General features: G+C 28.3%; 20 protein-coding genes. 10 read left to right on the forward strand and 10 right to left on the reverse strand.

From position 1 onward, the window contains the following. Positions 1-105: 105 nt before the first annotated feature. Positions 106-510 (reverse strand): hypothetical protein, encoded by a 405-nt coding sequence (locus N456_RS14815; RefSeq protein ID WP_062058858.1) that lies wholly within the window; start codon positions 508-510, stop codon positions 106-108. Positions 511-1,002: 492 nt separating this feature from the next. Here N456_RS14815 and N456_RS14820 point away from each other — a divergent pair, with 492 nt between their 5' ends. The 3 genes from N456_RS14820 to N456_RS14830 all read left to right on the forward strand — a co-directional run bounded on the left by N456_RS14820 (position 1,003) and on the right by N456_RS14830 (position 3,959). Continuing rightward, positions 1,003-1,893 (forward strand): DUF72 domain-containing protein, encoded by an 891-nt coding sequence (locus N456_RS14820; protein ID WP_062058861.1) that lies wholly within the window; start codon positions 1,003-1,005, stop codon positions 1,891-1,893. Positions 1,894-2,118: 225 nt separating this feature from the next. After that, complete coding sequence (locus N456_RS14825; RefSeq protein ID WP_062058864.1) at positions 2,119-2,475, forward strand: hypothetical protein; 357 nt, start codon at positions 2,119-2,121, stop codon at positions 2,473-2,475. Positions 2,476-2,849: 374 nt separating this feature from the next. Continuing rightward, positions 2,850-3,959, forward strand: a complete 1,110-nt coding sequence (locus N456_RS14830) for a DEAD/DEAH box helicase (RefSeq protein WP_062058867.1) — start codon at positions 2,850-2,852, stop codon at positions 3,957-3,959. Here N456_RS14830 and N456_RS14835 read toward each other — a convergent pair. Together N456_RS14835 and N456_RS14840 are read right to left on the reverse strand one after the other, a co-directional pair. Continuing rightward, the gene (locus tag N456_RS14835) at positions 3,952-4,341 is read right to left on the reverse strand and encodes a response regulator (protein WP_062058870.1); all 390 of its coding nucleotides are present in this window, start codon (positions 4,339-4,341) and stop codon (positions 3,952-3,954) included. The two genes, N456_RS14830 and N456_RS14835, sit on opposite strands and share 8 nt — an antisense overlap. Continuing rightward, positions 4,338-6,551, reverse strand: coding sequence for a PAS domain-containing protein (locus N456_RS14840; RefSeq protein WP_062058873.1), 2,214 nt, complete (start codon positions 6,549-6,551; stop codon positions 4,338-4,340). The genes N456_RS14835 and N456_RS14840 overlap by 4 nt, the downstream gene beginning before the upstream one ends. A gap of 275 nt (positions 6,552-6,826) precedes the next feature. On the opposite strand from N456_RS14840, the gene N456_RS14845 reads away from it, so the two are divergent. After that, on the forward strand, positions 6,827-7,144 hold the full coding sequence (locus tag N456_RS14845) for a hypothetical protein (RefSeq protein ID WP_062058876.1): 318 nt from the start codon (positions 6,827-6,829) through the stop codon (positions 7,142-7,144). 73 nt (positions 7,145-7,217) lie between these two features. On the opposite strand, the gene N456_RS14850 is transcribed toward N456_RS14845, so the two are convergent. Together N456_RS14850 and N456_RS14855 are read right to left on the reverse strand one after the other, a co-directional pair. Continuing rightward, positions 7,218-8,342: a PepSY-associated TM helix domain-containing protein gene (locus N456_RS14850; protein ID WP_062058879.1), complete on the reverse strand. Its 1,125-nt coding sequence runs from the start codon at positions 8,340-8,342 to the stop codon at positions 7,218-7,220. Between the two features lie 61 nt (positions 8,343-8,403). Continuing rightward, positions 8,404-10,830: a TonB-dependent receptor gene (locus N456_RS14855; protein WP_062058882.1), complete on the reverse strand. Its 2,427-nt coding sequence runs from the start codon at positions 10,828-10,830 to the stop codon at positions 8,404-8,406. 558 nt (positions 10,831-11,388) lie between these two features. Here N456_RS14855 and N456_RS14860 point away from each other — a divergent pair. Together N456_RS14860 and N456_RS14865 are read left to right on the forward strand one after the other, a co-directional pair. Continuing rightward, positions 11,389-12,018 carry a LysE family translocator gene (locus N456_RS14860; protein WP_062058885.1) on the forward strand — a complete coding sequence of 210 codons (630 nt, stop codon included), beginning with the start codon at positions 11,389-11,391 and terminating at the stop codon, positions 12,016-12,018. Between the two features lie 318 nt (positions 12,019-12,336). After that, entirely contained in the window at positions 12,337-13,275 is a 939-nt protein-coding gene (locus N456_RS14865) for a hypothetical protein (protein WP_062058888.1), read from the forward strand. Positions 13,276-13,642: 367 nt separating this feature from the next. Here N456_RS14865 and N456_RS14870 read toward each other — a convergent pair whose 3' ends face one another. The 4 genes from N456_RS14870 to N456_RS14885 all read right to left on the reverse strand — a co-directional run bounded on the left by N456_RS14870 (position 13,643) and on the right by N456_RS14885 (position 18,375). Next, a complete protein-coding gene (locus N456_RS14870; protein ID WP_062058891.1) occupies positions 13,643-14,125 on the reverse strand; it encodes a DUF4625 domain-containing protein in 483 nt (160 codons plus the stop codon). Between the two features lie 324 nt (positions 14,126-14,449). Then, positions 14,450-15,292, reverse strand: a complete 843-nt coding sequence (locus N456_RS14875) for a hypothetical protein (protein ID WP_062058894.1) — start codon at positions 15,290-15,292, stop codon at positions 14,450-14,452. Positions 15,293-15,303: 11 nt separating this feature from the next. Continuing rightward, a complete protein-coding gene (locus N456_RS14880; protein ID WP_062058897.1) occupies positions 15,304-17,658 on the reverse strand; it encodes a TonB-dependent receptor in 2,355 nt (784 codons plus the stop codon). A 348-nt stretch (positions 17,659-18,006) separates the two neighbouring features. Further along, positions 18,007-18,375 (reverse strand): hypothetical protein, encoded by a 369-nt coding sequence (locus N456_RS14885; protein WP_062058900.1) that lies wholly within the window; start codon positions 18,373-18,375, stop codon positions 18,007-18,009. Between the two features lie 522 nt (positions 18,376-18,897). On the opposite strand from N456_RS14885, the gene N456_RS14890 reads away from it, so the two are divergent. Genes N456_RS14890 through N456_RS14905 form a run of 4 tightly spaced genes read left to right on the forward strand, consistent with a single transcriptional unit; the run spans position 18,898 to position 22,380 of the window. Next, positions 18,898-20,097 carry a GTP-binding protein gene (locus N456_RS14890; RefSeq protein ID WP_062058903.1) on the forward strand — a complete coding sequence of 400 codons (1,200 nt, stop codon included), beginning with the start codon at positions 18,898-18,900 and terminating at the stop codon, positions 20,095-20,097. Between the two features lie 18 nt (positions 20,098-20,115). Continuing rightward, positions 20,116-20,745, forward strand: coding sequence for an ABC transporter ATP-binding protein (locus tag N456_RS14895; protein WP_062058906.1), 630 nt, complete (start codon positions 20,116-20,118; stop codon positions 20,743-20,745). After that, complete coding sequence (locus N456_RS14900) at positions 20,742-21,953, forward strand: ABC transporter permease (RefSeq protein WP_062058908.1); 1,212 nt, start codon at positions 20,742-20,744, stop codon at positions 21,951-21,953. Before N456_RS14895 ends, N456_RS14900 begins: the two co-directional genes overlap by 4 nt. After that, a complete protein-coding gene (locus tag N456_RS14905; RefSeq protein ID WP_062058910.1) occupies positions 21,943-22,380 on the forward strand; it encodes a hypothetical protein in 438 nt (145 codons plus the stop codon). Before N456_RS14900 ends, N456_RS14905 begins: the two co-directional genes overlap by 11 nt. Before the next feature lie 644 nt (positions 22,381-23,024). Here N456_RS14905 and N456_RS14910 read toward each other — a convergent pair. Continuing rightward, entirely contained in the window at positions 23,025-23,222 is a 198-nt protein-coding gene (locus N456_RS14910) for a hypothetical protein (RefSeq protein WP_062058912.1), read from the reverse strand. Between the last annotated feature and the right edge of the window lie 47 nt (positions 23,223-23,269).

The following is a 23,269-nucleotide window of genomic DNA, read 5'->3' on the forward strand; positions in this document are numbered from 1 at the left end:
ACACATACCTAATAAAAAATCCTAATGAAAATCTATTCATTAGGATTTTTTAGTGTCAATTTTTAAAAAAGAAACCGATATATCCTAGGTTCATTATTGATGTTATTAGGCTACCTTATATTCTAACAATTGTATATTGTCTTGTAGGCGCTCTTTTACAATACTCATCATACGCTTATTTAGAGCTGAAGAGTTATTAATATACTTTAGATACTCTTCTATAGTAAACTGACCTATAATCATCCCTTTAAGATTATTTCTAAATTTCATATCTTTTTGGATAGCATTTTCGATAAAATCAAAACGCTTTTCTAATGATAATTCATAGAACGTATTTTTTCTTTTTTTTATGTAATTTTTAAAAACTTCGATTAATAACTCGCTCTGTAGCTTTATAATTGGTCGAATTGTTTTATTCTGAAACTGTTCATCATTGGACATGTTTTCAGAAACTCTTGCATTTAACAATTGCGGACGTATTGCTAACAAATTTGATTCCCTGTTTTCCATAATAAAAGAATGTTTATTAAAAATAGTTAATAGTAGTGCTTAAAAATCAAGTATATGTATAGAGTTTTAAACTACTTATAAACAATTTTAGGATATATACTTGTTATATTTTACTTTACTAAGCTAGTTTTTTTGAGCTTCTGGTATATTAACTTAATGATAAGATATGTGAAGAGATTTTACATTCTAAGTTAAGAAAAAATATGTTAAATAATACGCTACTTTTTTATATCATATTTATTAAGAAAAAGAATCTAATTGCCATTCCTTTAATTTTAATTAATTTCCCTAAATACATAACAAAAATAATTATTATTGGTTAAAGATCATATGATCAGCTTATTATTGAAACCTCATAGTTTTTTTTCTACCTGTGAGGTCTAACAAATGTATTGTCATTAAGTTTTTGATTATTATTAGTTTATGTTTTTGTTTTGTTGTGGGTTAAATTAATTTTATAAAAATAAATATAAAAATAAATATAAAAAAAAGATGAAATTCGGAAAAGTAGAACGTCCAGATATAATAGATTTTACGTTACCAGAAGATGATAAAAACACCTCTAGAGTTATAGAAAAGACCTCTAAAGAAGGAATATCTGTATACGTTGGTTGTGCTAAGTGGAATAAGCAAGATTTAAAGGGATTTTATCCCAGAGGTACTAAAGATGAATTAGAATACTATTCTAGACAATTTAATAGCATAGAGCTAAATGCTACTTTTTACAGAATATTTTCTGAAGATCAATATAAGAAGTGGTATGATAAAACTCCTGAGGATTTTAAGTTTTTCCCAAAACTTGTGCAGAATATCTCTCATCTAAAAAGGCTAAATGATGATGTACAACCTTATGTAGATGAGTATATATCTAATGTAATTTATTTAAAAGAAAAATTAGGAACAATATTCCTACAAATGCATAGTAATTTTGGGCCTAAAAATTTTGATAGAGTCATACGGTTTGTTGAAAAATGGCCAAAAGAAATACGTCTAGCAATAGAATTTAGACATACAGATTGGTTTAATGATTCTGTAGTATCTAATGAGTTGTATAATCTTATGGAAGAGAATACTATTGCAAATATAATAACGGATACTGCCGGAAGAAGAGATCTATTACATATGTGTTTAACTAATGATGAAGCTTTTATAAGATATGTTGGAGCAAATCATGAAACTGATTATACTCGATTGGATGATTGGGTACGGAGACTTGCTATATGGAAAGGTCAAGGGATTAATAAAATTCATTTTTTTGTACACCAAAATATAGAAGAAGAATCACCATTATTATCTAAATATTTCATCAAAAAAATGAATGATCGTTTAGGGACACAACTTAACTTACCTAATCATTTATCCGATGAACTGAAGTTGTTTTAGGGGGAGTTTTATATATTAATATGATCTAAATTCATTTTTTTGAAAACATAATTGACTCTTCTAAAGTGTTAAAAAATAGCTTTTTTTTGCTTTTTAACGATTATGTGTGTATTTTGACGATAAATTAAAGGGTTTTACCGTAAGAAAAAACAACATCTCTTCTTACAAAACTTAATTTTGAAATCAATAAATAACCAACGTCACATAACTTTTAAATATATTTATATGAATAAATTTTTATGCTACACAATCGTATTAACTCTTTTATTAATTACTAACATAGGATACTCTCAATCTATAAATACAGATTCTCCTCTTCATGTAGAAGGTGTATTTCTTTCAAATCCTCATTTGAACCATAATGTCAGTAAGACTTTTTTAAATATTGATATAAAAAATCATCACTTAGATGAAGATCATGATCATACACATACTATTTCATTACTAGATATCATATCGTCTGATGAAGGTGCTGATTTTAATTGTTCAGGAGGTTTTTGTATGATTAAATCTCATTTTCATAAAAAAGGATTGACTTTAAAAAAACAATTTTTTAATTACTTCATGAAAATTGCATGCTAATATTTAAAAATCTATAAATAGCGTTAATTTAGGATGTTTTTATATTTCATGGCTAAACTCATTTGCAGTAGATGGCTAAAAAAACTCTTTTAAAAATAGCATATGTATAGATTTATAAAATGTAAAACCATTGTTTTTACATATATTATATTAAAAAATACTTAGATCAGAATATTTTTTTAGAAGTATCGCCCCCTTCTTTTATTAGCTTATTAATAAAAAGATCTAAAAAAATAATAAGTGTTCTGATTTATATATTATTTCTAAGATTCAATCCCCTTACTAGAATTTAGTCATCAGATGTCAGTTATTTTTTGATTAAGTTGAATTATGAATAGATATTCGTTTATTTTTGCAACTTAAACGATATATGTATGACATTTTTAGAGCTGGGTGTTTCTAAAGACCTTAATAAAGGTCTTAAGGAAATGGGAATAACTACTCCTACAAAAATTCAAGAACAGGCGATTCCTGTTTTGATGAATAACAAAACTGATTTTATAGGCAAAGCGCAAACAGGAACAGGTAAGACTGCTGCATTTGGAATTCCGATACTATCACAAATAAACCCTTCTAAAAAACAAGTACAAGCTTTGATTCTAGCTCCTACTAGAGAATTAGGTCAGCAAATAGCTAAACAACTTTTTAAATTCACAAAATATACAGATAAAATTTTTACAGAATCAGTTTATGGAGGGGAGAAAATCGAAAGACAACTTTCTAGGTTAAAAAGACCTACGCATATTATTGTAGCAACACCAGGAAGACTTATTGATTTAATAAACAGAAAAGCAGTTGATATTTCTGAAATTAAAACATTGGTGATGGATGAAGCTGATGAAATGTTAAGTATGGGGTTTAAAAAAGAATTAACAACCATTCTCGCTCAAACTAAAGGAACTAGAAATGTTTGGCTTTTTTCTGCAACAATGCCATCTTCATTAAACGAAATCATAAATTCTTATGTAAGGAATAATGCCGTTAGGATAAGTATAGATAGAGATGATGCTATAAATAAAGGAATAAATCATCAATTTGTAGTAGGTGATGAGGTTAGTAAATTAGATACACTTATTTATTTTTTAAAAACACAACGAGAGGGGAGAGGTATTGTTTTTACAAAAACTAAAGTTGCAGCGCGGACATTATCTAAGCAGTTAAAAGCAAAGAATTATGATATCGGTTTGCTAGAAGGAGATATGACACAAAAAGACCGTGATAAAGTAATGAGGGCTTTTAGAAATACAACAATACAATTATTAATTTCTACAGATGTAGCAGCTAGAGGTATTGATGTTGCTAATCTTGCTTTTGTAGTACATTATCAATTACCTGATCAGATAGAATATTATACACATAGGAGTGGTAGGACGGCTAGAGCAGGTAATACAGGTATATCCTTAGCTTTAATCGTTAAATCCGAAATAAATAGTATAAGAGATATCGAGAAACAACTAGGTATACGATTTAGTCAAATTAGATAGCCTGACTTTTATTAATGGCACCTTTTATTTTTGATATAACAGTTATTAATTGATCAAAATTTACAGGTTTAGAAAAATAATTGTCAAAACCAGTGTTTATGAAACGTTGTTTGTCTCCAGGCATTGCATATGCTGTTACAGCAAATACAGGGATATTACTAAGAATATCTATTTTGCGTAGCTTCTTTAATAATTCACAGCCATCCATTTGATTAAGTCCTAGATTAATATCGACTAGGATAAGATCAAGATTTTTTTCTTTTACAACCTTGAGTGCTTGTGAACCGTTTTCTGCTATGATAACATTCGAATGGTTTTTGGTTAGCATTTTATCCATAACCATTGCATTTATCTTATTATCTTCTACGTAAAGGACATTCATAAGTGTTTTGGAATTATAATTTTAAACTCGGTGCCTTCACCTGTTTTACTTTTTACTTTTATTTTTCCATCTAATAATTCTATATATCGTTTTGATAGGCTCAGTCCAATACCTGTTCCCTCATATTTACGACTTAGACCTATACTTTCTTGGACAAAAGGGTCAAAAATTTTAGTAAGATTCTCTTTATCTATTCCAATACCAGTATCAGTAATCGAAATATAAACATTATTTTTTAAATTATTATGATTTTTAGAACTAACTCTAATAATTATACTACCCTTATTAGTATATTTAATAGCATTATGGATAATATTATTCAATGCAGTTTTAAATAAAACTTCATCTATATTGATTTGAGGAGAGGTTTGGTCGAGCTCTAATTGATAATTTAAATTCTTGGCCTCTGCCATATGTCGATACTCTCTATATGATGTCTCTACGGTATAATTGGTATCAAAACTGTGTAGGTTTATATTGCGTCTCATCGCTTCTAATTCACTAAAATTAGATAGATTGGTGATTGTTTTTAGAAGTCTGTCTTTACTTTCTTCTAAATATTCTAAAAGTTTTTTTCGCTCTTCAACTATTTCTTCATTAAGTAATAGCTTACTGATAGTCATTATACCGTTTAGAGGAGTTCTTATTTCATGACTAAAATTGGATAATATATTTGATTTAAGACTATTTAATTCTTGTTCTTTAATATGTGACTTTTTGATGGCGATATCAGCTAATTTTCTTTCAGTAATATCAAGAAAACTCACAAGAATAGAGTTTATCTTTTTTTCTTGGCTATAAATAGGGGTATACTTAGCTTCTAACCACTGAGCATCTCCTTTATAGGTAATTCGCTCGATTTCTTTCTTTACAATATTTCCTTTTAGGGCTTCGTTAAACTCGTGAGCAAAAGAGTTTTTAAAATTAAGAGGGATTACATCAATAAAACGAGATGAGACAAGGGTTGGATCTAGATTAAAATTTCTTTTTATGATCTCTATAGATTTTTGATCAGTCATTAGTATTTTACCTTCAGTATCTAATAAAATAGTGTATACGAATCCATTATTTACAATTGCTCGTAATCTGCTTTTATTCTCTATAATAGTTTGTTCATTAATCTTTTTTTGATGAATATCAATCAGATTACCAATCATTCTTGTAGTTTCTCCTTTTGAGTTTTTTTTTCTAAAACCATAGACTTCATAATGTCGATACCCCTCATTAATATGTTTTAATCTATAGTAGTTGTAATAATGATTACCTTCTTTGTTTAGGTTTTCATGTTGTCTTTTTAGCATTTGATCAACATCATCAGGGTGTATCATTTTTCTAAATTCTTCTTCTGATACAAACTCTTTGTCTAAAGGAAGTCCTAGCATTTTTTTAAAATCTAAGCTATAAAAAACTTCATTTTTTTTAATATTATAATCAAATAATCCAGATTGTATACCTTTTAAGGCTAGGTGTTTAGTTTCTTCACTATGCTTTAGTTTTTCAATATAAATATGCTTGTCTGTAACATCAGTTATAGTTCCATTTACATAAATAACTTCTCCTTTATAGAGTATAGGTTCTCCTATAACCTTTACCCATTTTTCATTTCCTTTTTGAGTAATGATCTTTTCGGTATATTCATATGGTGTCTTATCTTTGATAACGTTTTCTAAATAGCTATTTATTCGTGATCTAGAATCTTCGGGATGAAAATTTAGAGATTTAATTTTTGTTATCGTACTATTAGGGTCAGATTCTGTGATTAGATAGCATCCCTTAGACCAGTATATTTCGTCAGTATTAGGGTTGTAATACCAAGCGCCAGTCTTAGTAAGTTTAGAAATGGTTAATAATGCTTTATGCTCTTTATGTTCTTTTGTAGTGTCAATTCCGGTAGCATAGATGAGATTATTATACAATATAAAATCAAACTTTAGAGACAATACTCCTTCCTTTTTTGTAGGAAAACTAAACGATTTATTAGTAATAGGATTAGTATCGGATAGTATAGATACTGAATTTCTAAATACAGATACATCTTCATCAATTATAAAATCGGTAATATATTTTCCTTTAATCTCATTTTCATCAATAGGAAATAATAATTTACATCTATTATTAAAGGCAACTATTTGTCCATCTTTTTTTAAAATAAAAAGGAATAAAAATGTTTTTCTTGATAAGGTTTTAAATTGATCTAATGTAAAAGGCATATGTATTAGTTAATTCTATTGAAAGTTACAAAATGATTTGTAATTTTCACTAAATCTTAGTTTCAAAAACGAAATTATATTTTTTTGATTATAGAATAATTAGATGTTTTTAGCCTATTTAATTGTATTTCGTCGGTTTAAGGGTAATAATATAAGTCTTTTTTTGATGTTTTTTAATTTTTAAAGACTAGTTTTATTACATTTTTTTTAGGATACTCTATAGCAATCTTAAAACGTATCGTGTTATCGGTAAAGTGTTACTAACACCTTAAGAAATGGTAGATATAGTTGGTAAAATAGTAGGTGTAAAAATTAAGCCAGAAAAACTAAAAGAAGGTATAATGTTAAAAATGCTTCGCTCATATGGATTCCTTCAGAGAGATATTATAGAAGATTATGTAAAGGATGCACATACCGAAGGATTTATGATTAATGTTCTAACTGATGTAGTTAAAGATAGTGTAGGAAAAGAAGAAAATAGTTTTGGAACTATAGCTCGTAGATACCTAAAAGGAAATCTAATGCTAGTGCAATCATTTATAAATAAAATGAAAGCAAATGATAATAGCAAAATAGGATATGAAGACGTATGAAAAAGAACAAGGTTTCCCCTAATTTTAAGAATATGATAGGCTCAATAGAATTATGTACTAACTACTATTTAGTCTAAGGTTTTTTCTTTTTATAATTTCGTCCGTACCATAATAAAACTCCTGTAAGAGGTAGACTAGCAGTTAATAAGCTAACTAAAAAAGCAATGATTTTTCCGGTGATTCCACCTATTGCTCCGATATGAATATCATAGTTCATTCGCAATATTTTGTCAGCTATTTTTGTATTTTCATACCTGCCATAAATAGTATTGGATGTGATTTCTTTTAAAGTATTTTGGTCAAAAAACAGAAAATCCGAATCATAGTACAATCCGTTGCTATTGGTTACTTCAACATAGATACAATCGGATTTAGAATATGGATAATGAATTTCAAAGCTTTTCGCATTAGGATTCTCATCTTTAAGTTTGATTAAAAGACGATCTATAGGAAAAGTACTTGTAGAGGTTAACGCTTTTTGGGTTTCATTTTTTGGAATTAAAAAGGTTGGGTTTTTATCCCCTCCAAAGGATAAATAAACAGTTTTTTGAAACCAATCATAGGACATTACTAATCCTGTGAGTGCTAATATCAAAGCTAATGAACAGACATAAAAACCTAAAATCGAATGTAAATCAAAATTTTTTCTCTTCCATCGAGTTGTCTTTTTCCAACTAAATTTTAGTCGTTGTTTTAAGTTTTTACTCTTTTTAGGAAGCCATATTATGAATCCAGAAATTAGAATAATAATAAATAGTAATATGGAAACACCTACAATTTCTTCGCCAATAGCTCTTGGTAACCATAACCTTACATGCCCTTTTAAAACAAAAGCAAAAAATCCAGAAAGATGATCTTTTATATGTATTATTTCTCTAGAGTATGGATTAATAAAAATACTTTGATAAAACTCTGGCTCAATGTCATAAAAAATAACTTCTATAACCTCATCGGATTTACCAAATATTGTTCCATGTACCGTTTTATTTGGGAATATTTCTTTGGCAAGAACTTTCGCCTCAGTTGGTGTTAAAATGGTTGTGTCTTGAGCTTCAATTGTTTTGTAGTCACTATAAAGGCTTTCAATTTCGTCTTTAAAAGTCCAGCAACAACCAGTAATTGCAACAATAAAAACGACTACGCCTGTAGCAAGACCTAATATTTTGTGTACCTGAAATATAATTTTTTTCAATCTCATTGATCTATTTGTAAAAAAAGAACAACTTACAAAAAAGTTGTTCTTTTTTTTATTGGATTAATTAAAATTTATATGAAATATTAGCTAATAATGCTCGTGGTGTTTGAGGATTTATGGTAGACCAGCCTTTATAATATTCTTTATTAAATGCGTTGTTTAATTTTAGACCAATTCTATACTTATTTGCTTGATAAAAAATTGAGGCATTTGCAATAGTATAACTTGGTAAAATAAAATTACCTGTAGTTGTATAATTTTTTACAAAACGCTTACTTGCTCCATTGATACCAAATCCTAAACCAAAGCCATCAAGTTTGCCATCCTGAAATTCGTAATTTGCCCAAAAATTGTATAATGTTTTAGGACCAGCCTCTAGCGGTCTTTTATTAAGTATTAAAGGATCATCGGTTTTTATAGTTTTACTTTCATTATTGCTGTATCCAGCTCTAATGTCTAATCCTTTGATAGGATTGGCGTTAATTTCTATTTCTACACCTTTACTTTCTATCTCACCACCCTGAATTTTATTAAATGGTGAGCTTGGGTCTTGAATTACTCTGTCTGTTACTTTAATATCATAATAACTTATTGTAGCATTCAATCTATTTTTGAAAAAAAATGTTTTCAGCCCAAATTCAAGTTGATTAGCTCTTTCAGGTTTAAAAGTTTTTAATTGTTGAGGACCGTCTTCTGGGTTACCTACCAATTGTGGTGCTACATTTTTAAAACCATTTTGGTAATTTCCAAAGACTGATAATTTATCTTTAATTGGTTGGTATAATACTCCAAGTTTTGGAGAAAATGTATCTTGTTTAAAATCGTCTTTTGTGTTTACTAAATCTCCTTCATTATCAAATCTATCTAAACGTATTCCTATCATAACAGATAAATTACTGGTAATATTTAATACATCAGAAGCATATAGACTGTAGATGTGATATTTAGATTTGTTATTTCCAATTGCTTGCGATTCTAAAACAGCATCTACACCAGAAGTCGAAAGCGGATATAAATCAGTTTCTACTACATCTGGCGTAAAAGGATTATCCCCATTTGCTCCACCTTCAGGTGTGACATTCCCATAAAATGCATAACCGCTATTATTACTTATTTGAGTTGCGTTGAAATAGTCTAAACCAATAACAACTCTGTTTCTTAAAGATGCTATTTTAAAATCACCTATAAAATTTTGTTGAATATCAGTAGTCTGCGTATTAGCATTTTGTTTACTGATAAAACGAGAAAACGTATTGTTACCTAAAATACCAAATTCGAATAAATACGAATAATATCCATTTGTAGAAGTAGAGCTTTTTGACAGTAAGGTTTGCGATTGCCAAGTATCTGACAACTTATAATCCATTTCAATTCTATAATTCTGATTTGGGTTTTGCAAAGTCAAATCATTACTAGTAAAAGATAATTTATTGTTATATCCTAATTCTCCTAAGTTTTGTGCTTCAGTTGGTGCAGTCCTGTTTAAGAATAAAAATGTAGGATTGGTTTGTTCTGCTTGTGTGATTTCTGCATAAAAAGAAAACGACAGCTTATTGTTTACTTTATAAGAAAGTGAAGGTGCTACAAAGAAAGATGTTCTAAAACCTGCATCTTGAAAACTTTGTTCGGTTGTGTAAGCAGTATTTACTCTAAAATATAAATTATCATCTTTACTTAATGCGGTATTAAAATCTCCTATTACTTGGTTTAAACCATAAGTGCCAGAAGTAAACGAAAGTTCACCACCAGTACCAACATAAGGTTTTTTGGTTACTACATTTATAAGTCCACCATATGAGCTTACAGCATTTCCGAATAATGTTGCAGAAGGACCTTTTAATACTTCTATACGCTCTATGTTTGCAGGATTAATCGTTCCGTTAGTTAACCCAGGTAAACCATTTACTAATTGTGGTTGAACAGAGAAACCGCGTAAAGCATAATACCCAGCACCATCTCCACCTCGCCCTGTAGATGCCCATAGGTTTTCAACGCCTGTTGCGTTTTTTAGTGCATCATCAAAATTAGTAACTATTTGAGATTCTAAAAGATCATTTGTAACTGTACTATAAACCTGTGTGTTTTCAATATCTTTTAGAGGTAGTTTAGAAACATAAGCTGTTTTTTTTCTCGAAAATTTATTAGTTCGTAGCCCTTCAATAACTACTTCACCTAAAATTTCATTTCCCTCATAAAGAATAATTGACTGTAAGTTTACTGGTTGATTGTTTGAAATTAATATTTTAATTTCTCTTGTTTTAAAACCCAGATATGATATTGTAAAGATATAATCCCCATTCTCGATATCATTGATTTCAAAAACTCCATTCTCATTGGTTTGTGTTCCTTTTGCTGTGTTTTTTATATAAACATTTACTCCTGAAAGAGGTATCAAGTTGTTGTCGGTAATAGTTCCGCTTACGGTACCATTCTGCGAAAATGCTAAATTACTTAACAGTAGTAGCATTAATAAAGATAGTAAGTTTTTCATTTATTTTTATTTAGACTGAATATACAAGTAATAATTTCCGGCAAAAGTATTTACTCGTTTTGAATTACCCAAATTATTTAAAATAAATCTAAATAAGAATCGTATTCACTTTGTTTTCTACTGTTTTTTTGAGATATTTTCATTGCGGATATGGAGTGTAACATGCTTGTTTTCTATGTTTTATATTGTAAAAGCTATACTTGTGTTAAAGTGGAGTTAATGTGTGTCGAAGAGGTATAGGATGCCTGTTTTCGTATCATTTTGTTTACCCAATAAATAAATATAATAAGGTTGTTTTCTTAGGGTAGAATAAGTAAGAATGTTTGATGTTTTGAATGAAAAGTATTTGATAAAATAATATTATCTGATCTACTAACTATTGAAAAAAAATAAACCTTATATTGATGAATGACTCCAAATGCTAAGCACAATTTTGATATTCGAGATTGGTGCTATATATTGAAAATATGTAGGAGAAGAGCAATATTATAAAAAAAATAAAAAAATAATACATCATTAAGTAATTGATAATCAGTTGATAATTATAAAAATAAAAATATGAATTTAACACTTTGGTTTTCGTTTATTGCAACCGTTATTGTAATTGGTGTAACACCAGGTCCTAGTGTATTATTAGCTTCTTCTAATAGTCTAAACTACGGAGTAAAAAATACAATTGGGACTATATTTGGAGATCTATCAGCAAACTTATTGCAAATTATCTTATCATCACTAGGTTTAGCTTCTATAATCATATCATCTGGGGAATTATTTAGCCTTATAAAATGGATAGGAGTAGGGTATTTAATTTATATGGGGATAACAAAAATAATCTCCAAACCAAAAGTAAAAGAATTGAGCGCTAATAAAAAAGAAAAAAGCTTTTTTAAACTATATAGTGAGGGTTTTTTTATGTCCGCTTCAAATCCAAAAGCAATTGTATTTTTTGCAGCATTATTTCCGGTATTTATAGATCCTAATTATTCATTTATGTCTCAAGTCATTGTTTTAGGATTTACATATTTAGTTATAGATGGAATATGCCTTTTTGTATATGTAAATTTAGCTTCAAGATTAAAAAAATATTTAGAAAATAAAGAAAAAATTCATTTACAAAATAGAATTATCGGAGCTTTATTAATTCTTAGCGGTATAATGTTATCCATGGTTAGAAGAGCTAATGAATAATTAAAAAATGAAGGCAGTGGATAAATTATGGATAATCAAAAATACAATGTGTGAGATGCTAACCCCCTAGAGATTTATAGAAATAGGTAAATTAATATTTAAAAGATATGCACAATTAGAAGGATTTCTAACACCTAAGGAACAAGCTAAAATAAATTATCATAGTTATTCATTAATGTCAGCTGAGGTAATGAAAGTTTCTAAAATTTTGGTAGCGATTCCAGTTCACTTTTCTAGATAATATAATACAATTGAGGTAAAAGAGTTGATTAATGAATTTAAAGAAGGTTTAAATTATATTTAAAACACAAAAAAATAATGAAATCATCATATATCACTATTTTAATAGTTCTTTTTTCATTAGTGAGTTATGCACAAAATTATAGAGGAACTATCGGTAAACATGAGATTTTCTTTCAATTAGATACAGATTATAATGATGATAGTGTAACTGCTTTTTACTTTTATAAATCCCATTTAAAAAATATCTTATTAGGTGGTAGACGAGTAAAATCAGAGTTAGTTATTTATGAAAAATATAGTGATCTAAAAGAAAAAAAAGAGCTATTTACATTACAATTTGATAACGATCAGTTGTATGGAACATGGGAAAATATGGAAGTTGTTTTAAAAGTCCATTTAACAAAGACAACTGAAGATTTTAGAAAATATAAATTAAGAAAAATTAAATTTTTAAGAGATAGTGTTACAGTATATGATAATAAAGAATTGGTTTGGTTTACCGAAAAGTATTCTAAAAAGACATTATTTAGACTAGGTAATGGATTTACTAGTGCACAACACGAATTTGTAAACCAAAAATTGGACACGCTTCATGCCTCATTTGCAGAAATAGGTTTAGAATGTGAGTGGGCTGATATTGATATTGATGTTAAACTTGTGTCTGATGATTATATTAGTTTTTATGAATATTCCTCTATTTACTGCGGAGGAGCACATCCTAATCATAATAAAATTGGTTACAACTATGATCTTAAACAAAATGTACAATTAGAAAAAATCAACGAAGTATATCCTCTTTTAGATCATTATACACTATTAAAAAATAAATATGAAAAAGATACAGATCTAGATATTGAGTGTGAATATTTTTTAGGTGATGGAGATTTATGGACATATTATAATTGGGTATTTACTAAAGAAGGTATTTCTATTGTTCCATCGTATCCTCATGCAATGACTCCTTGTGAAATTGATTTCTTATTAACATACAAAGAATTAGAAAAAGGAAATTAAAACGTTAATGATGATTGTTAAGCACATTTAGTTTCGTAGGGGTAAAATTAGGTTTTTATAAGAGAACTATTGGATTGAAACTATCACTCGAGTATTTTTGGTGGCGTATCTAATAGACAGTATGCATAATCATAGATGAAATACTGGTACATTATTGCTTCTTTTGATCTCATACTTTGTCATAAAATAGTATGGATAGATGTTTCTGGACTTCTTTTTTCATTCGAAAAAAAAAATAATTTTATTTTACAATCCAAGTATTTGATATATAAACAGGTATATTTTAGACTTAAAATTAAAATTCCTCGAAATATCATATCGAGGAATTTTAAAATCTTTAATTCATTTATATAAAATAGATGAATTATCAATCTACTATTTTTATATCTATTGATGTTCTACTTTGCCAACCAGTAATATCAACTACAGATATTTGACAATGATAATCACCAGTATCAATATCTGCAGGAATTTTTAGAATATGTTTTATTTCGAACTGTTTAACCTTACCTTGTATAGGTTTGTTTTCTAAATAAACAAAAGGATTTTTAGGCGATTTTACAGGGTTTAGATCACATTTTGTTCCTTGGTCATCATGCGTATGATGGTCAAAATTATTATGTACGTCGATACCATAAGATGCTAGCTCTAAATTATCAGAAACTTTTACGCTAATAATATGTTCTTGCCCTTTTTTTAATGTTGTACACGATTTAGGAAAACCATCTTTATACGCTACAGTTATAGTTGGTTTATCTAAGTCTTTTTGGTCTTCATCATCTTTAGAACATCCAATCAATATAAATGCACTAAAAATGAATATTGCTATTATTTTATTATTACGAAACATTTTTTACTATTTAATAGTTATAAAAAGATCAATATAAAATCTTTCTTTAATATCATTTTTATATATATAAATGATATTGTACTTCTAAATTTATAATATGCTTATGTTACCAGAAAGCAACATAAGTATTTATATTTTCTATAAACATACCTTTTGATGGATTTAAAATATTGCCATCTATAGCACATGATATAGCCAAAATACTTTAAATAATAAATAGTATTTTAAGTTTACTTTTCATTATTCTAAAAGTATTTAATTAGTGTTTGGTTTAAAGTTTATCTTTTGATATTATAGAAATAAGTGGATTAATAATTTATCCACTTATTTTATAACACTAAAAGGAATTGATAGCTTAACAGCTTCTTTTTCGTTAGTTTCTTTTACATAAATATTAAGCCAATAATCTCCTAATGGTAAATCTTTATTGATAGGTAAATGGTAATGAATATGTGGATTTTTTATGTTTTCATATAATTTTGCAGGTAAGACTACCTTAATATTATCCCATTTACCAATTGGTTTCTGCTGACCATTTCTCCATTCCTTAAACCATAATTCATATTTTATTTCACTAATGGTATTGTTTTTTGTATCATAATGAAATTCAGTGTGTAGTTCATCACTTCCCTTTTTTATTTTATTGTCATCCCCTATTTCAATTTCTGAAAACTTTTTAACGATCTTAAACTCTTTTGTTATAGAACTTTCTGTATTATCATCTTCAATAACTTTAATTTTTAAATTATAGGTTCCTGTTGCAGGTCTAATTTTTGGAAAATTTTTGTTTTTAGGATCAAAGTATATATGGTAATGTATATGAGGGTTTAATTGTCCTGTATAATACTCTTCTGGAATTAAATGATTAGATACTTGCCATTTTATTTCTCCAGTACCTGGAGTGTTTGTATTTACTGGAGTTATATCATAATAAATTTTCTTTACTTTTTTTTTGCCTGTATAATCGAATTCAGTATGTAGATCAATATTAAGTTGAGGGACCGTAAAACTGGCATTTCCTATTTCTATTTTTTTAAATCTATCAGGATTAGTATCTGCATTTATATCAAGATTATCGTCATCATTGCTACAGGAAACTAAGGATAATCCTAGAAAAGCAAGAACTGCGAATAGTTTTAAATTTGATTTTTTAATGTTTAATTTCATGACTTTTGTTTTTAAAATTTATAATTGAGTGTTATTGAAAGATTTCTACCAGGTTCTGGGACTTCTATAAGCCTATAGAAACTAGTGTGGTTAAATATTTTTGTGTTTAATGTATTGTTTAACTTTACTAAAATATCTATAGCGTTTTTGTTAAAAAAAGGAAGAGTTGCAGAAATGCCTAAATCCAATTTAGTATAATCATTTGTAGGTTTTTCGGGAGGTACTATTTCGTTTTGAGCATCAGTAATTCTAAAATCTGCAAAGAATTTTGATTGAGAAAACACCCAAAATTTATTAGCAGTATAATTAACAGAAATTAAGCTTGATAGAGGTGGCGAAAACGGTAACGTAAAATTCTTTTTTACTCCGGATAACTGTCTTGATTTTACATATTCTACAGAGCCTGTTACGAGTAAGTTTTTAGTAGGTCTATATCTTATTGAAAATTCACCTCCATATCTAAGAACTTTACTTTGAGTGTACTCATAAATTTGTAAAGTTTCATAATACTTTGATGTAGGATTTAGATAAATGAAATTGGTAAAATAGTTTATAAATGGACTTATATTTAGTGAAACTTTTGACCAGTTAAAATCAACTTCTGTATCTATTTGATAAGATTCTTCAGGAGATAAATCAATATTTCCTTTTTCATATCGATACATATGGTAATTAACACCATCTGAAGCTAATTCATTAGCCAAAGGCATTCTAAAACTTTTACCTAAGTTGATTTTATAAGTACTTTTTTTAGTTAAATAACTTATCCCTAAGGAAGTACTAAAACTTCCATAAGTTAAGCCTCTTTTTTTAGACCTTTGTCTGTATTCTTGTTGTGTAGACCCTAACACGGGAGATAAAAACCATTCAAAATATGGTTTAGTATTAATACGACCATAGTCATAACGTACACCTACTTGTGCAAATAATTTTTCAGAAAGATTAAATGTGTCATGTATAAAACCTCCAATAGTGAATCGTGTGTATTTAGGAATTAAAAACCCCCAACCACCAATGCTGTTATTCTGATGTTCAAAATTTAACCCTAGAGTTGTTTTATGAGTATTAAAAGGTTTAAAAACATCTTTAGCATTTAAGGAATAGGTACTTTTAATAAACTCGCGTTCCTTTGTATTAGTAGGTTTAGGCATATATCCATGCGCTGACGGTTCTGAATATTCTTCTCTTTTATTATGTTGATATCCCAATTCGAACATCATTTTATGGTTATCAAAAAACAAAGTAGAATTATTAGTAGCCTTAAAATGGCGAACATTATGATATGGCAAATCAATATCTCTATTATCTGAATCATAATCTATTTTAGAAAGGCGAACTTCTAGACCATGAGCATTTGCAAAAAAACCGTTTTTTGCATATACACTACTGATATAAGTTTCTGTTAAAAATTTATCTGATATATAGCCTAACCCAAAGCTTCCATTTTGTTCAATCCCCGCAGTATTTCTTAATTGATTATTATGTAAATTAAATATGTAATTTTCATAATAAATTTTATCAGTAGGTACTTTATAATCCCCATAATCTTGATAAGTTACCCGCGTTCTGTAATACCAATTTGTATATCTTTGGTTAATACCAATAGAGCCTGCATATAAATTATTATTACTTTGTGTTTTTAGATTTACTTCACCATTAAGCGTATTAGGTTTCAATAGTTTATTAGGTTTTATATTTACCACACCTGCAATAGCATCTGAACCATATAATAAAGAAGACGCTCCTTTAATGATCTCTACATGTTGTACATCGTGTTGGTCTATCTCTAAACCATGATCTATACCCCATTGTTGTGCCTCATGCTTTATACCGTTTTGTACCACTACCACTCTGTTAAACCCCAATCCTCTTATAACTGGTTTTGATTGACTTGCTCCAATATTTATAGTACTAATTCCTGCAACTTTTTCAAGTGTTTGCATTAAACTATTACCCCTGTTTTCTTGTAAAAAATCTTTAGAAATAGATTGCTTTGTATAGGTATCTTTTCTTGTTTTTATTTTTCCATTAGCCCCTTCAACTATTACCTCGTTTAGGGAGGTTTCTTTTTGATTTAAATGAATTTTAAGGTGTTTATTTTTAGACAATTGAATGGTTCTTTCATATGGATGATATCCTAAGTATACAACCGTTATTTTATAGCTCCCCTGAGATAGATTTTGAATAAAAAATGTTCCTTTACTATCTGTTATTGTATTTTGATTATTAATATGTATGTGTGCTCCTGATAAAGTTGTTTTAGAGATCGCATCTATAATTTCACCTTTTATTTCATATGTATTTTGTCCGTATGAAATAGCACAAAAAAGTAGGCTTAATAACCACCCTTTACTTCTTTTTTTCATTAAAAAATAAGCTAAAATTTATAAGTATTTTGTTGAACCTATCTGCTTGGAAGTGTTGAGTGAGTAATGGTTTTAAAAATCATTATATATCAAACTGATTCTTTAGTAAGGTTAATGCTTATAGACTATTAACCTTTTTTTTAAAGTACTATTTGATGATTTATTTTTTTGGATATAAAATTTACATAAAACGCATTTCCCCATCATGGTCTATAAGTTTTATATCCAAAACTCACAATAATTTATATAGTATAGAAATAATGATTAATAAGATCTATGATCATTTTTCTCTAATTTTTAGAAAAAGAGAAAAATACTATTTAAATATACTTAAAGATAGGACAGTAATTATGCTAGTGAAAAAGGAGGTGCTCGTAATGAAGTAAGAGTTAATAAATACTCATTTAAAAAAGGAGTACTATATTTTATAGTTATTTTTTGAAGACTTTTTTCATTTGGTGATATATCAAATATATCTTTACTTGTAGAATAAAACTTTAAAGAGTTATGCTGAAAACAAAGAGTGCAATCATCAAAATTTTGATTGATAACGACATTATCATCATGAATAAAAGAATCTAAACTATTATAAATAGCAAATATTTCATTTTTGTTTAACTGATAATGATCAGTTGAACAATGTACAACATGACTTACTTGCGATACTAAAAAAAGTATCGCAAAAAAAGAAGCTATATGTTGCCTATATTTTGCCAAAATAAAATTGAAATTTTCTTACAGAAATGCGAAAGTATTAAATTAATTTCTTTCATTTTTAATTTTAACAAATCCTTTCAGTTTTTTTAATAGATAGTATATGTAAACTTAAACAAGCTTACTGTTAAGATATCAGATCAATAGAAGTATAAATGCTTCAGCAGAATTTTTTAATACTATACTAAAAGCTATTAGAGCACAATTTAGAAGAATGAAAAATATAGAATTCTTCCTCTTTAGATTAACCAGAATATTTGCGTAAATACAACTTTTGATCTTGATCCATATCGGATTAAAATAAAATAATAATATATTTGTGCAACATTGTTGCAACTAAATTACATTAATGATCATTTATAAAGATATATTATAAAAGATGAGTTGACTAGTGATAAAATTAATATCACTATAAAAAACCTAATGATATAGATGCTAGAAATTATAACTGTACATACCTATTCTATAACAGATTAAATGGGTTGGCAGGCTATAACACTAATAAATATAGAAATTGTTGAATAAATGAAAAAACTACCTGTAACCGTTTTAAGTGGCTTTTTAGGTGCTGGAAAAACCACATTATTAAACCATATATTACATAACAAAGAAGGATTAAAAGTAGCCGTTATCGTTAATGATATGAGTGAGGTAAATATTGATGCTCAATTTATTGAAAATGAAAATACACTCTCTAGAACAGAAGAAAAATTAGTTGAAATGTCTAATGGATGTATTTGTTGTACGCTACGTGAAGACCTTATGATAGAAGTAGAAAAACTAGCTACTCAGAATAAGTTTGATTATCTTCTTATAGAAAGTACAGGAATAAGCGAACCTATTCCTGTTGCCCAAACTTTTACATTTGAAAGCGAAGATGGAAAAATAGATTTAAGTCGGTTTAGTTATATAGACACTATGGTAACTGTAGTAGATGCGTTTAATTTCTTAAAAGACTTTTCTAGCTCCGATTATCTTACAACAAGGTCACTTACTGATATAGAAGGTGATAATAGGACTATTGTTAATTTACTTACCGATCAAATAGAATTTGCCAATACTATTATTATTAATAAAATTGATTTAGTAACCAAGGAACAACTTAAAGAGCTTAAAACCATTATTCAAAAACTAAACCCCGAAGCCCATATTATTCTTGCGAATAAATCAAAGGTTCCATTAAAAAATGTTATCAATACAGGTATGTTTGATTATGAAAAAGTAGAAGCTTCGGCTGGTTGGATAAAAGAACTTGAAAATGAGCATACTCCAGAAACCGAAGAATATGATATAAGCTCTATTATTTTTAGAAGTAAAAAACCATTTCATCCTGAACGTTTCTTAAATTACCTTAATACTGATTTTTCTCAAAGTATTATTAGAAGCAAAGGATTATTTTGGTTAGCATCAAGACCAAATCAAGCTTTAATATGGAGTTCTGCAGGTGGTTCTTGTAAGGCAGACCCTGCAGGTGTTTGGTGGGCTTCTATGACTTTTGGAGAACGAATTAATTATGCAGCTTTTAATGATCATAAAGATGAAATTGAATCTGATTGGGATTCTTTATTCGGAGACAGAAAAATAGAATTAGTTTTTATAGGGCAATATTTAAACAAAGAAGAAATAACTACTCAATTGAATGAATGTCTGCTTACAGATGAAGAAATTCAAGTATGGAAAAATAAATTATTCTCTCAGGAGGATCAATGGCCCATAGCAAGGTGAAGATACACAAACTTTAAAATGGTACAAATAGATAGTCTTACGTTTTATTATAAAAAAGAAGAACGTTTTTTTGACTTTCCTAATATAGCATTAAGTAAGGGAGAGAATTTACTTATATTAGGTAAATCTGGGATAGGTAAAACAACCCTCTTACATCTTTTAGCAGGCATTTTAATACCTATTAGTGGAAAAGTAGTTATTGCAGGGGTTGATATCCATTCTATTTCTCATCCAGAATTAGACAAATTCAGAGGCCAGAATATAGGACTTGTATTCCAAAAAAAACATGCAATTCAATCTTTGAATGTTATAGAGAATTTACAAACACGTCTTTTTCTTAGCAAAAAACCTATAAACAATACTTCGATAGATTTTTTATTAAAGCAATTAGATATAAGTAACTGTAAAAATAGTACGATAAATACTCTTAGTGAAGGACAATTACAGCGTTTGGGTATTGCGATGGCTGTAATACATAACCCACAAGTTATTTTTGCTGATGAGCCTACCTCTAGTTTAGATGATGAGAATTGTAAAATTGTCATTGAACTACTTATAAAACAAGCTAAGCTTACCAATGCTAATCTAATTGTTATTACCCATGACCATAGGATTAAGTCATTATTTTCAAATTCAATTACATTATGAATATTTGGAAAATTAGCTTAAAAAATATAAAATCTAAACCCATATATACCTTTTTAAGTATTTTCATATTAGCATTAAGTATTGCCCTTCTTTTAGGAGTTAGACAATTAGAAGCTTCTTTTAAATACCAAATGCAAAATAATTTAGGTGAGATAGATTTAGTTATTGGTGCTAAAGGAAGTCCGTTACAGTTAATTTTGGCTTCCGTACTGCACATGGATAACCCAACAGGAAACATATTATATGAAGATGCAAAAAAAATAAGCAAGAGCCCTTTTGTAAAGACTGCTGTCCCTATTTCTTACGGAGATAATTATAAAGGCTATAAAATTGTAGGAACGACAAATGAATTTGCAAAGCTTTATAATGCTAAGTTAGAGAAAGGACGCGCTATAAAAAAGTCTATGGAAGTAATACTTGGTTCTATTGTAGCAGAACAATTGCAGCTCAAAATAGGAGACGCTTTTCTAAGTTCTCATGGGTTGGTAGAAAATGATATGCATGTGCATCCCGAACATTTAATTGTAGTTGGCGTATATCAATCTACCAATAAGATAATAGACCGTTTGATAGTTACCAATTTAGAAAGTATATGGGATGTACATCATCAAGAAAATGAACATGAAGAAAATAAAAATTATTTAGAACACCATGAGAAAGGAAAAGAAATAACCTCTTTGTTGGTTTCTTTTAGAAGCCCTTCTGCTCTTTTAACACTTCCAAGAAGAATTAATGAAAATACCAATATGCAAGCTGCATTACCAAAATATGAGTTGGATAAATTATATCAATATACTGGTATTGGATTTAAAACAATTTCTTGGATAGGGTATATGATACTTATTATTTCTTGTATTACAATTTTTATTAGCCTATATAAAATGGTAAAAGAACGCGCTTTTGATCTGGCACTATTGCGAACTTATGGGGCTAGTAATTTTCAATTGATACGAATGATTGCCTATGAGGGGTTAATAATTGGATTTTTTGCTTTCTTTTTAGGATTTATAGTATTGAAAACAGGACTATACTTTATGTTTAAAAGTATAGAGACGGAATATCAACAAAACATACTCCAAAAAATACCGTTACAAGAATTCTTACAAATAGGGGGTGTAGTTGTGATAACGATAATCCTTTCTGTTTTATTAGCCATATATCCTATCATAAAAATGAATATATCAACTACTTTAAGCAATGAAAAATAAAATTATAATTACTTTAATTCTTCTATCTTCTTATACATGTTTTAGTCAGAAGAATATTACTTGGGAAGATTTAACACAAGTTAAATTTACAGAAAAATTTTTCCCTGCTTATGGAGAAAAATTTTTGTATCCAGAATTTTTGCCCTCCGTAAAATTTTTAGAAGGAAAACGAGTAACTATTACAGGGTATTTCTTAAATATAGATCCTCGAGGAAAATTGCTTATACTATCTAAAGGACCTATGTCATCTTGTTTTTTCTGTGGAATGGGGGGGGCTGAAACCGCTATAGAATTACAATTTACATCCAAGAAAACTTTTAAAACGGATGCTATAATAACTGTTACAGGAACATTAAAATTAAATGCTGATGATATAGAACATTTTAATTATATCCTAACGGAATGTGAAGTACAATTGATTAACTAAAAATCCCAATTAAAATAAAATCTTACGGTATCTCAAAATTGAAAATGTAGATGGGAAACTTTTTTTGCAAATTAATTGCATCACTTTTATGTTATGGGTATAGTATCTTAGGTGCTGTTGTAAGGAAATTGTGAAGAGTGCTTGGTTTAGTATTGAGTACAATACAAATATAAATTGCGTTTCAGTACCAAAACAAATTGAGTACAAGTATTCGAATACCCAATAGTATTTTACAAGTTATTTTTTTAATATGTATGAACACAATTAATGAAGATACTTGAATCTGATTTGATTTAAGTTCACGATGTTTTCCACGTTTTTACTAGTTTTTAACATCTACAGATGTGACTTGTATAGGTGGTAAAAACCTATCATTTAATCCCTTATTGAGGGTTTAATTCTTCGAAGCTTGCCTCGACATCAAAATATTTTTTTTCGGAGACATACCTCGTGAGTTTGCTCCGAGGTTGTTGATTTAAATGAGAACCAAGCATCTTAAATGACTATTAACATCAATTAAAGTGATACCGTTCGTTCGTGGAGGGATGCATTTACGTAATCCTTCAGCTCATTAATATCACTGTAGCAAAAATGCAGTTACCAGTAAGAGTGGCTAATCCACTTTGGGGAAATCTATCCATAAACTAGATAGCATTAAGATTTGCATTCTCGTAATTATTTAGAACAATAAAAGGACTCCAGCTTTTATCTATATGGCTGTTCACTAAATGTCTTAAAAGTGTTATTTTTCCTACTCCTAAAAAAATAACAACAATCGTGATGATAGCTTCTATATTTTCTAAAAGTAGTTTCTGTTTGGTATTTCTTACTTTTAATTTCATTTTGAGCTATAAAAGTATGATATCAAAAGACTTTAATTTCTCTAGAA

Origin of the sequence: Aquimarina longa SW024, from assembly GCF_001401755.1 — a bacterium.
Lineage (GTDB): Bacteria > Bacteroidota > Bacteroidia > Flavobacteriales > Flavobacteriaceae > Aquimarina > Aquimarina longa.

Bases quoted from the DNA above. Each gene is read 5' to 3' on its own strand.
- N456_RS14850 (WP_062058879.1), bottom strand. From the start codon at position 8,342: ATGAGATTGAAAAAAATTATATTTCAGGTACACAAAATATTAGGTCTT.
- N456_RS14845 (WP_062058876.1), top strand. From the start codon at position 6,827: ATGGTAGATATAGTTGGTAAAATAGTAGGTGTAAAAATTAAGCCAGAA.
- N456_RS14910 (WP_062058912.1), bottom strand. From the start codon at position 23,222: ATGAAATTAAAAGTAAGAAATACCAAACAGAAACTACTTTTAGAAAAT.
- N456_RS14870 (WP_062058891.1), bottom strand. From the start codon at position 14,125: ATGTTTCGTAATAATAAAATAATAGCAATATTCATTTTTAGTGCATTT.
- N456_RS14860 (WP_062058885.1), top strand. From the start codon at position 11,389: ATGAATTTAACACTTTGGTTTTCGTTTATTGCAACCGTTATTGTAATT.
- N456_RS14855 (WP_062058882.1), bottom strand. From the start codon at position 10,830: ATGAAAAACTTACTATCTTTATTAATGCTACTACTGTTAAGTAATTTA.
- N456_RS14890 (WP_062058903.1), top strand. From the start codon at position 18,898: ATGAAAAAACTACCTGTAACCGTTTTAAGTGGCTTTTTAGGTGCTGGA.
- N456_RS14875 (WP_062058894.1), bottom strand. From the start codon at position 15,292: ATGAAATTAAACATTAAAAAATCAAATTTAAAACTATTCGCAGTTCTT.
- N456_RS14835 (WP_062058870.1), bottom strand. From the start codon at position 4,341: ATGAATGTCCTTTACGTAGAAGATAATAAGATAAATGCAATGGTTATG.
- N456_RS14865 (WP_062058888.1), top strand. From the start codon at position 12,337: ATGAAATCATCATATATCACTATTTTAATAGTTCTTTTTTCATTAGTG.
- N456_RS14815 (WP_062058858.1), bottom strand. From the start codon at position 510: ATGGAAAACAGGGAATCAAATTTGTTAGCAATACGTCCGCAATTGTTA.
- N456_RS14895 (WP_062058906.1), top strand. From the start codon at position 20,116: ATGGTACAAATAGATAGTCTTACGTTTTATTATAAAAAAGAAGAACGT.
- N456_RS14830 (WP_062058867.1), top strand. From the start codon at position 2,850: ATGACATTTTTAGAGCTGGGTGTTTCTAAAGACCTTAATAAAGGTCTT.
- N456_RS14825 (WP_062058864.1), top strand. From the start codon at position 2,119: ATGAATAAATTTTTATGCTACACAATCGTATTAACTCTTTTATTAATT.
- N456_RS14900 (WP_062058908.1), top strand. From the start codon at position 20,742: ATGAATATTTGGAAAATTAGCTTAAAAAATATAAAATCTAAACCCATA.
- N456_RS14820 (WP_062058861.1), top strand. From the start codon at position 1,003: ATGAAATTCGGAAAAGTAGAACGTCCAGATATAATAGATTTTACGTTA.
- N456_RS14880 (WP_062058897.1), bottom strand. From the start codon at position 17,658: ATGAAAAAAAGAAGTAAAGGGTGGTTATTAAGCCTACTTTTTTGTGCT.
- N456_RS14905 (WP_062058910.1), top strand. From the start codon at position 21,943: ATGAAAAATAAAATTATAATTACTTTAATTCTTCTATCTTCTTATACA.
- N456_RS14840 (WP_062058873.1), bottom strand. From the start codon at position 6,551: ATGCCTTTTACATTAGATCAATTTAAAACCTTATCAAGAAAAACATTT.